8 protein-coding genes are annotated in these 9,605 nt (G+C 73.7%); 7 read left to right on the plus strand and 1 reads right to left on the minus strand.

Translation table 11 applies throughout. The annotated features are described in order from the left end of the window. Positions 1-121 precede the first annotated feature (121 nt). From QSK20_RS13215 to QSK20_RS13245, 7 genes are all read left to right on the plus strand, one after another. Entirely contained in the window at positions 122-1,609 is a 1,488-nt protein-coding gene (locus QSK20_RS13215; protein ID WP_285788906.1) for a flavin-containing monooxygenase, read from the plus strand. Continuing rightward, positions 1,602-2,453, plus strand: coding sequence for an SDR family NAD(P)-dependent oxidoreductase (locus tag QSK20_RS13220; RefSeq protein WP_285788907.1), 852 nt, complete (start codon positions 1,602-1,604; stop codon positions 2,451-2,453). Before QSK20_RS13215 ends, QSK20_RS13220 begins: the two co-directional genes overlap by 8 nt. After that, complete coding sequence (locus QSK20_RS13225) at positions 2,450-3,283, plus strand: alpha/beta fold hydrolase (protein WP_285788908.1); 834 nt, start codon at positions 2,450-2,452, stop codon at positions 3,281-3,283. The genes QSK20_RS13220 and QSK20_RS13225 overlap by 4 nt, the downstream gene beginning before the upstream one ends. Positions 3,284-3,428: 145 nt before the next feature. Then, positions 3,429-4,514 carry an S-(hydroxymethyl)mycothiol dehydrogenase gene (locus QSK20_RS13230; RefSeq protein ID WP_285788909.1) on the plus strand — a complete coding sequence of 362 codons (1,086 nt, stop codon included), beginning with the start codon at positions 3,429-3,431 and terminating at the stop codon, positions 4,512-4,514. Beyond that, positions 4,514-5,143: an MBL fold metallo-hydrolase gene (locus tag QSK20_RS13235; protein WP_285788910.1), complete on the plus strand. Its 630-nt coding sequence runs from the start codon at positions 4,514-4,516 to the stop codon at positions 5,141-5,143. The genes QSK20_RS13230 and QSK20_RS13235 overlap by 1 nt, the downstream gene beginning before the upstream one ends. A 178-nt stretch (positions 5,144-5,321) precedes the next feature. Further along, positions 5,322-6,452 carry a DUF3626 domain-containing protein gene (locus QSK20_RS13240; protein WP_285788911.1) on the plus strand — a complete coding sequence of 377 codons (1,131 nt, stop codon included), beginning with the start codon at positions 5,322-5,324 and terminating at the stop codon, positions 6,450-6,452. 376 nt (positions 6,453-6,828) lie between these two features. Next, a complete protein-coding gene (locus tag QSK20_RS13245) occupies positions 6,829-7,545 on the plus strand; it encodes a hypothetical protein (protein WP_285788912.1) in 717 nt (238 codons plus the stop codon). Positions 7,546-7,602: 57 nt separating this feature from the next. On the opposite strand, the gene QSK20_RS13250 is transcribed toward QSK20_RS13245, so the two are convergent. Then, complete coding sequence (locus QSK20_RS13250; RefSeq protein WP_285788913.1) at positions 7,603-9,231, minus strand: alkaline phosphatase D family protein; 1,629 nt, start codon at positions 9,229-9,231, stop codon at positions 7,603-7,605. Positions 9,232-9,605 lie beyond the last annotated feature (374 nt).

Raw genomic sequence — 9,605 nt, forward strand, 5'->3', positions numbered from 1 at the left:
TCCATCACCGTACGGTGACGGGGTCGTGGCCGTCCGCCGTTGACCCGGTCGACCGTGCTGGTTACTGTCCGGTAGTGCCGGTCCGTCGACCGGTGGTCACGCAGGGTGGAACGGAGCGGGCATGGCAGTGGACCACGTCGACGTGCTCATCGTCGGTGCCGGCCTCTCCGGCGTCGGGGCCGCCTGCCACCTGCGCCGCGCCTTCCCCGAGAAGACCGTGGCGATCCTCGAGGGCCGGGCCGCCATCGGGGGCACCTGGGACCTCTTCCGCTACCCCGGCGTCCGCTCCGACTCCGACATGTTCACCCTCGGATACTCGTTCCGCCCCTGGACCGACCCGAAGGCCATCGCCGACGGCGACTCGATCCGCCGGTACGTCCGCGAGACCGCCCGCGAGTACGGCGTCGACGCGCTGATCCGGTTCCGGCACCGCGTGGTGTCCGCCGAGTGGTCCAGCGCCGACGCCCGCTGGACGGTCCGGGCGCACCGCGCCGACACCGCCGAGACGGTGGTCCTCACCTGCCGGTTCCTCTACGCGTGCGCCGGCTACTACCGCTACGACGAGGGGTGGACGCCGCACTTCCCGGGCGCCGGGGACTTCACCGGCCGGATCGTGCACCCCCAGCACTGGCCCGACGACCTCGACCCGACCGGCCGCCGGGTGGTGGTGGTCGGCAGCGGCGCCACCGCGGTCACCCTCGTCCCGGCGCTTGCCGACCGCGCCGCCCACGTCACCATGCTGCAACGCTCACCCGGATACGTGGTCTCGCTGCCGTCGCGGGACCGGCTCGCCGACGTGCTGCGCCGCCGGCTGCCCGCCCACCTCGCCTACTCGCTGGTGCGGTGGAAGAACGTCCTGGCCACCACGGCGATGTTCCAGTTCAGCCGCCGCGCCCCCCGGCTGGCCCGGTCCGTGCTGCGGCGCGGCGTGCGTCGTCAACTGCCCGCCGGCTACGACGTCGACCGGCACTTCTCGCCCCGGTACGACCCCTGGGACCAGCGACTCTGCGTGGTCCCCGACGGTGACCTCTTCGCCGCCGTCCGGTCCGGCCGCGCCGAGGTCGTCACCGACACCGTCGAGACGTTCACCGCGACCGGCATCCGCCTGACCTCCGGCCGCGACCTGCCGGCCGACGTGATCGTCACCGCCACCGGGCTGAACCTGCTCGCCGTCGGCGGCATCGGGCTGACCGTCGACGGGGACCCGGTCGACCTGGCCCGCACCGTCGCCTACAAGGGCATGATGCTCTCCGGCGTGCCGAATTTCGCGATGACCCTCGGCTACACCAACGCCTCCTGGACGCTCAAGGCCGACCTCGTCGCCGGGTACGTCTGCCGGCTGTTGCGCCACATGGACCGGCACGGCCACCAGGTCTGCACCCCGCTCGCCCCGGACACCGACCGGCTGGAACCCATCATCGACCTGCGCTCCGGATACGTGCTGCGCAGCGTCGACGCGCTGCCCAAGCAGGGCCCTGCCGCGCCGTGGCGGCTGCACCAGAACTATCCCCGGGACGTGGTGACGATGCGGCACGGCCCGGTCGACGACGGGGTGCGGTTCGCCCGGGCCACCGCGCCGGTCGCCACCGGGGGAGCGTCCCGTGCGTGACCTGGTCTTCGCCGACGGCACCGCGGTGGTCACCGGCGCGGCCGGCGGCATCGGCGCGGCCCTCGCCCACGGCCTGGCCCGCCGGGGCAGCCATCTCGTCCTGCTCGACCGGGACGGCGACCGGCTCGCCGAGGTGGCCGCCACCGTGCGGGCCGCGCATCCCGCCCTCCGGGTCGACACCCACGTGGTCGACCTGGCCGACGCCGGGGCCACCGCGCGGGTCGCCGGGACGGTACGCGCCACGTGTCCGGAGATCCGCCTGTTGGTCAACAATGCCGGTGTCGCCCTGGGCGGCCGGTTCGACGAGGTCACCCTGGAGGAGTTCTCCTGGGTGATCGACATCAACTTCCGGGCGGTGGTGCAGCTGACCCACACGCTGCTGCCCGCCCTGAAGGCCGAACCCGGCTCACACCTGGTCAACATCTCCAGCCTCTTCGGCCTGATCGCCCCGCCCGGCCAGGCCGCCTACTCGGCCAGCAAGTTCGCCGTCCGGGGGTTCACCGAGGCGCTGCGGCACGAACTGGCGCCCGACGGCGTCGGGGTCACCTGCGTGCACCCCGGCGGCATCCGCACCCGTATCGCCGCCAGCGCCCGGGTCGGCAGCGGCGTCGACCCCGAGGAGTACGAGGCCGGCCGGCGCCGGTTCGAGAAGCTGCTCACCATCGATCCGGCGCGGGCCGCCGAGGTCATCCTCGACGGCGTGCGCCGCCGTCGGGGCCGGGTGCTGATCGGCTGGTCGGCGACCCTGCCCGACCTGATGGCCCGGCTCCTGCCCGCCTCCTACGGCCGGCTGATCGCCCTCGGCAACCGGCGCTCCGTCCCGGCCCGGCGGGACCGGGCATGACCGTCGGCTGGCTCACCGTCGCCGGTCGCCGGGTCCGTCACCGGGTCGACGGGTCCGGGCCGCCGGTGGTGCTACTGCACGGCATCAGCCGCAGCCTGGAGGACTGGACCGAGCAACACGACCGGCTCCGCGACCGGTTCCGGGTCCACTCCCTCGACCTTCCCGGCTACGGCCACAGCGCGCCGCTGTCCGTACCGCACACCCTGCCGGCGCTGGCCGACGCGGTGGCGGGGTTCTGCGACGCGGTCGGGATCACCGGCCCGGCGCACCTGGCCGGCAACTCCCTCGGCGGGGCCGTCGCCATGCAGCTCGCGGTCCGCGACCCGGCCCGGGTGGCCAGCCTGGTGCTGGTCAACAGCGCCGGCTTCGGCCGGGAGGTCGCCCTCGCGCTGCGGATCCTGGCCATCCGCCCGCTCGGACGGGTGCTGCTGCGGCCGAACCGGCTCACCGCCCGCCGGGTGACCCGGTCGCTGTTCCACGACCCGGTCCACGCCACCGAGGCCCGGGTCGCCCACACGCTTGCCCTGGCACGTGAGCCGCACGCCGCCCGGGTGATGCTGGAGACCCTGCGCAGCCTCGGCGGACTGCGCGGCGTCCACCCGCAGTGGCGGGCCGCCCTGCTGGACGCGGTGGCCGCGCTGCCGCTGCCCGTCCTGGTCACCTGGGGCGACCGGGACCTGATCCTGCCCGTCACGCACCTCACGGCGGCCCGGGCCCGGCTACCCCACGCCCGTACCCACCTCTTCTCCGGCTGCGGCCACCTGCCGCAGGTGGAGTGCGCCGAGGAGTTCAGCCGCGTGGTCACCGACTTCTGGGCCACCCCCGGCTGACCGGCCGGCGATTCCCCGCCGCCCGCCCTTTCGGGCCCGTTCCCGGGTGTCCTGGGCCGGGGTGGGGACACCGGAGTAGGTTGCCAGGTGGACATGATCCACGAACCCGTGGCGCGGCGGCGCGACGGAGAACGAGGGGGAGAGCGTGAGCCAGGAAGTGCGGGGAGTGATCTCCCGACGCAAGGGCGCACCGGTCGAGGTCGCCACGATCGTCGTGCCGGACCCGGGGCCCGGGGAGGCCGTCGTCCGCGTCCAGTCCTGCGGGGTGTGCCACACCGACCTGCACTACCGGGAGGGTGGCATCAACGACGACTACCCGTTCCTGCTCGGCCACGAGGCCGCCGGCATCGTCGAACAGGTGGGCGAGGGGGTCACCGGGGTCGCCCCCGGCGACTTCGTGGTGCTGAACTGGCGGGCGGTCTGCGGCGACTGCCGCGCCTGCCGCCGGGGTCGCCCGTGGTACTGCTTCAACACCCACAACGCGAGCCGCAAGATGACCCTCACCGACGGCACCGAACTCACCCCGGCGCTGGGCATCGGCGCCTTCGCCGAGAAGACGCTGGTCCACGCCGGGCAGTGCACCAAGGTCGACCCCGCGGCCCGGCCGGCCGCCGTGGGCCTGCTCGGCTGCGGCGTGATGGCCGGGCTCGGCGCGGCCATGAACACCGGCGGGGTCGGCCGGGGCGACTCGGTGGCCGTGATCGGCTGTGGCGGCGTCGGCGACGCGGCGGTCGCCGGTGCGGTGCTGGCCGGCGCGACGACGATCATCGCCGTCGACCGCGACCCCCGCAAGCTCGACTGGGCCCGGAAGTTCGGGGCCACGCACACCGTCGACGCCTCCGCCGAGGACGCGGTCGAGGCGATCCGGGCCGCGACCGGCGGCTTCGGCGCGGACGTGGTGATCGACGCGGTGGGCCGCCCGGAGACCTGGAAGCAGGCCTTCTACGCCCGCGACCTCGCCGGCACGGTCGTGCTGGTCGGAGTGCCCACCCCCGAGATGACCGTCGACCTGCCGCTGCTGGACGTCTTCGGCCGGGGCGGCGCCCTCAAGTCGAGCTGGTACGGCGACTGCCTGCCCAGCCGGGACTTCCCGATGCTGACCGAGCTCTACCTCCAGGGCCGGCTCGACCTCGACGCGTTCGTCACCGAGGAGATCGGCCTGGACCAGGTCGAGGAGGCCTTCGGCCGGATGCACGCCGGCGACGTGCTCCGCTCGGTGGTGGTCCTCTGATGCCGGCCCGGATCGACCACGCCGTCACCAGCGGCACGTTCTCCCTCGACGGCCAGACCTTCGACGTGGACAACAACGTCTGGGTGGTCGGCGACGACAGCGAGTGCGTCGTGCTCGACGCCCCGCACGACGTCGAGGCGATCCTGCGGACCGTCGCCGGGCGACGGGTCCGGGCGATCCTGGCCACGCACGCCCACGACGACCACGTCCGGGTGGCCCCGGAGCTGAGTCGGGCGACGGGCGCGCCGGTCCTGCTGCACCCCGCCGACCGGGTGCTCTGGGACATGGTCCACCCGGATGTGCCGCCCGGCGGTGAACTGCGTGACGGTGACACGGTCGAGGTCGCCGGCACCACCCTGCGCGTGCTGCATACCCCCGGCCACAGCCCGGGCGCGTGCAGCTTCCACGCCCCCGACCTCACCGCGGTCTTCACCGGCGACACCCTCTTCGCCGGCGGCCCCGGGGCGACCGGACGGTCGTTCAGCGACTTCGGCACGATCATCGACTCGATCCGGGACCGGCTGCTGACCCTGCCGCCGGAGACGACCGTGCACACCGGCCACGGCGACAGCACCAGCATCGGCACCGAGGCCCCCCACCTGCCCGAGTGGCTCGCCCGCGGCCACTGAACGCCCTCGCCGTCGGGGGTTGTTCGGTAGCAGGGGACCCCTGTTGCCGCTTTTTGCGTAACAGGGGTCCCCTGCTACCACCCCAGCCCGCGCCGCACGCCCCGACCAGGGGCGAGGCGGAGGCGCGGGCGGGAAATGCGGCGGCGGGGTGGCGGGTGTGTTGCACATACTCGGCGGCGTGGATGTTTCCTCCTCCCGGACGGTAGGGGCGTCGGTGGCGTACGCGCCGCTGACCCGTGCGCAACGCGCGGCGCTCGACCACGTCCGCGCGGTCGCCCGGCGCGACCGCCCCGCCGTCCTGACCTCGATCGCCCGCGTGCTGGCCGGCTGCGACGTTCCCGAGGAGCCGGCGCAGGTGATCGAGGCGATCGCCGAGGGCGGTGGGTTGACCGTGAACTTCCATCCCGACCGGCTGCTGGCCGACGGCCGGACCGTGGCCGACGCGCTAATCGGGGAGGGCGTCTACCGCAGCCAGTTCGAGACCGGCATCTCCAACGGCGGGTTGACCGCGTACGCGGGCGGCGACCGGGACCGTTGGGAGGCGGCGCTCTTCGGCGGCGCGTACCAGGCCACCGGGGTACGCCTCGCCGAGCGGCCGGTCTACGGCGGTCTCGACCTGCTTGGGCATCCGGAGGGCGCCTGCCCCCGGTTCGGCTCGTGCCACCTGCGGCTGCGGTCCACGGTGCTCGCCCGGACCACGTTCTGCTTCGGCGACAGCCATCTGGGTCCGACGGTGGTCGGCACGACCGACGCCTTCGAGTCGGTGCTCGCCGCGCTGCTGCGCGACACCGACGAGCGGGGCGTCTGCCTCGGGGTGGCCGGCCTGGACAGCGTCGCCCTGCTGCGGACCCTGCTCGCTCGACGCCACCGGGTCGGCTGGACGCCGGGGGAGCCGGCCCGGTCCCTCGACGACTACGTCGAGGCGCAGGTCCACGGCGGTGTCGACCTGCGCCACGACGTCGAGGCGCTGGTGGCCGACCCGTCGTTCCAGGGCACCGCGTGCGGGGCGACCCTGGCGGGTCTCGCCCGCCGGTACGGGTTCCCGCTGTACTGGCACCAGGGGTTCGCCCTGCCCGTCGACCGGGTCGACCCGGAGTTCCGGGGACCGGCGATCCCGCCGCTGGCCGCCCGGGTGCTCGACCGGTTCGGCCGGCCGGGCGCACCCGTCGACGCCGCGTTAATCGGGCGGGCCGCCGCGTCGGTGGTCACCGAACCCGGGCGGTGGGCCGACCGAGGGCCGGCGGCGGTGACCCTCCAGCACCTCAAGCAACTCTGGCACGTCGTCGTCCGGTTCGGTGCGGCGCACTGACCGGTCCGGGCCGGCTCCGGCCCCGACGTCCGGTTCCCAGCCGCCCGTCACCCCTCGATCCACTCCAGATGCGGCATCCGGGGGTTTCCCGGGCTCTCCGACAGCCGAGTTGCCGCATCGTGCGGGTGTAAGTCGGGTGCCCGCACTGTGAGGCGCGAGCCGGCGACGGGGTTCGGGTGCCGGGTCGACCGTGGTCGGGGCGTCCCGGCGGAGGCGGCGGGCGGCGTGATCCGGCCCGCAGCCGACCAGCTAAGCGGCATTTCCGGAATGCCGGACACCGCAAGCTGGTTGTGTCCCCCGTACCCCCGGAATCAAACCCGGTCGGGTACGGCAGGACCCCCGTCCGGCACGTCCACCGATCGAAAGGGCAACCATCGTGAAGTCGCACTTCACTCGATGGCTCCCCGCCATCGCGAAGACCTCGACGAACCGCAGGACCGTCCTCACCCTCGCCGGTGTGGTCGCGCTGGGTGGCCTGGCTCTCGCCCCGGCCGCTTACCCCGGCCCGCTGACCGGCGGGCCGCACCCGGATGCGGTGGCCGCCATCGACCTGGCCACCGGCAAGAACCGTGCCCCGGAGAGCCCGGACGCCGCCACCGCGCCGGAGACCGCCCGGGCCGACGCGGCGGAATCGGACGAGCCGTCCGAGAAGCCTGACGTCGACCGTCTCGTCCCGCACGGCGTGCAGGGCGCGCAGTCGCGCGTCATGCTCGACGACGCGCAGCTGGCCAACGCCACGGCGATCGTCGAGACCGCCAAGGAGACCGGTGTCGGCGAACGGGGCGCCGTGATCGGCGTCGCCACCGCGTTGCAGGAGTCGAAGCTCTACAACCTCGGCCACCTCGGTGCGGTCAACGACCACGACTCACAGGGCCTGTTCCAGCAGCGTCCGTCGACCGGCTGGGGCTCGCCCGAGCAGATCACCGACCCCGAGTACGCCTCGACCGCGTTCTTCGAGGCGCTCAAGGACGTCCGTGGTTGGCAGGAGGCCCCGCTGACCGTGGCCGCGCAGACCGTGCAGGTCTCGGCCTACCCGTTCGCGTACGCGCAGTGGGAGGAGCAGGCCGCGGAGATCGTCCAGCGGGTCTGGTGACCTGACACCCCCCGTCCGGCCGGGCCTCGCACCAGGGGCCCGGCCGGACGCGTGTCCTCAGGACAGCGGGCCGTACTCCTGACGCAGCCGGGCCGACCCGGTCGCCACGGACCAGCCCGCCACCCAGGCGCTGCCGCTGGTGGGGTCGGTCCGCTCGGACAGGTGGTACCAGTCCATCCGGCAGTGCTGCGGGGTCACCTCCACGACGCCGTAGCCGTGGCCGTCCAACTCCGTCCACCGCACGTGCGGATTGGTCGAGCGGATCAGCGTCGCGCCGAGCGCGCTGAGCGCGTTGTCCGCCGGCAGGCCCAGGAAGTCGTTGACGTTGTCGCTGGTCACCGACGGTACGACGAACTCGGCGGCGGCCGGCCCGGACAGTGCGGTCGACCGGGTGGTCACCTCGTTCGCCCAGGAGAAGTGGATGTCCCCGGTCAGGAACACCACGTCCCGGGTGCCGGTGGCCCGCAGGTGGTCGACCAGCTCGTTGCGGTCGGCGTTGTAGCCGTCCCACTGGTCCGGGTTGAGCGCTGCGCCGTTCTCGGGGATGCCGAGCAGCTCGCGTAGCGGGCCGAGCAGCCAGGCCGGCAGCGCGCCCAGGTTGAGCCGGGCCATCATCACCGGGTTGCCGACCAGTTTCCAGCGGGCCGTCGAACCGGCCAGGCCCGCCTTCAACCAGGCCATCTGCGCGTCCCCGGTGATGGTGCGCGCCGGGTCGTCCACCGCCGTGCCGGAGGCCTGCCGCGAGCGGTACGACCGCAGGTCCAGCATGGACAACTCGGCGAGCTGCCCGAATCGCAGCCGCCGGTGGATGGCCCCGTCCGCGCCGGCCCGCACCGGCATCCACTCGAAGTACGCCTGCCGCGCGGCGGCGAGCCGCGTCGCGAAGTCCCCCTCCGTGCCCGGGGTGTGGTTCTCCGCCCCACCGGACCACTGGTCGTTGGCGACCTCGTGGTCGTCCCAGGTGATCACCCAGGGCACCGCGGCGTGCAGCGCCTGGAGGTCCGGGTCGGTCTTGTAGAGGGCGTGCCGGATCCGGTAGTCGGCGAGGGTGAGCGTCTCGTGTGTCGGCTGCACCGGGCGGACCACCGTACCGCCCGCGTCGAACTGGCCCGTGCCGTACTCGTACAGGTAGTCCCCGAGGTGGACCACCAGGTGCAGGTCGTCCCGGGCGGCCAGGTGCCGGTACGCGGAGAACCAGCCGGCCTCCCAGTTCGCGCAGGAGACGACACCCAGCCGCAAGCGGTCGACTGCCGCGTCCGGTGAAGGCGCGGTCCTCGTGCGACCGACCGTCGACCAGGTGCCGGCGTACCCGAACCGGTACCAGTAGGTGGTGGCCGGGGCCAGACCGGTCACCTCCACCTTGACCGTGTGGTCCCGCCCCGGACCGGTGGACGTCACGCCCCCGGCCGTCGTGTCCTGGAAGTCCGGGTCGGTGGCGACCTGCCAGGACACCTGCACGTCCGGTCCCTTCCCGGAGCCCGGTAGCGCCTCGTCGGTGGGGGTCAGCCGGGTCCAGAGCAGGATTCCGTCGGGAAGCGGGTCACCGGAGGCGACTCCGTGCCGGAAGGCGCCGCCGGCCGCGTGGGCGGGAGCGGTCGTGGCCAGCACCGCCCCGGCGAGGACGGCGGTGCCGGTGGTGGCACCGGCGACGCGCAGCAGCGTACGGCGGTCGAGGGTGTTCGTCATGGTCTATGTCCTACTGGCCGCCCCCTCGGCTCCGCTGCCCCTGGCGTCAACGTTCGTCTGTTTTTCGACGTGGGTTCCCGTTTGCGTCGTCTGGCGGGAAGGGCGTCCCAGGAGCGTCGACCTTCGCGCTGGCGGCTGTCCGGTCTGTGGCCTTTCGCGTGGTGTGCCGGGGTCGGTTGGTCGGGTGGTGGGTCGGGGAATGGTGGGGGTGGGCCGGTCGTTGTATCGGGTCGACGGCCGAGGAGGCGCCCTGCTGGTGGGTGGGGTGCGTGGGCCTGGTCGGTGGAATGCCGGCGGGTGGCGGGTCGTTGTACATGGTTCGCCGGCGTGGACGGGCAGCGTGATGGCCTTCCGCTGGTGCGAGAGTTTTCCCC

Source organism: Micromonospora sp. NBRC 101691 (genome assembly GCF_030269285.1).
Taxonomy (GTDB): Bacteria; Actinomycetota; Actinomycetes; order Mycobacteriales; family Micromonosporaceae; genus Micromonospora; species Micromonospora echinospora.

Bases quoted from the DNA above. Each gene is read 5' to 3' on its own strand.
- QSK20_RS13235 (WP_285788910.1), top strand. From the start codon at position 4,514: ATGCCGGCCCGGATCGACCACGCCGTCACCAGCGGCACGTTCTCCCTC.
- QSK20_RS13250 (WP_285788913.1), bottom strand. From the start codon at position 9,231: ATGACGAACACCCTCGACCGCCGTACGCTGCTGCGCGTCGCCGGTGCC.
- QSK20_RS13225 (WP_285788908.1), top strand. From the start codon at position 2,450: ATGACCGTCGGCTGGCTCACCGTCGCCGGTCGCCGGGTCCGTCACCGG.
- QSK20_RS13215 (WP_285788906.1), top strand. From the start codon at position 122: ATGGCAGTGGACCACGTCGACGTGCTCATCGTCGGTGCCGGCCTCTCC.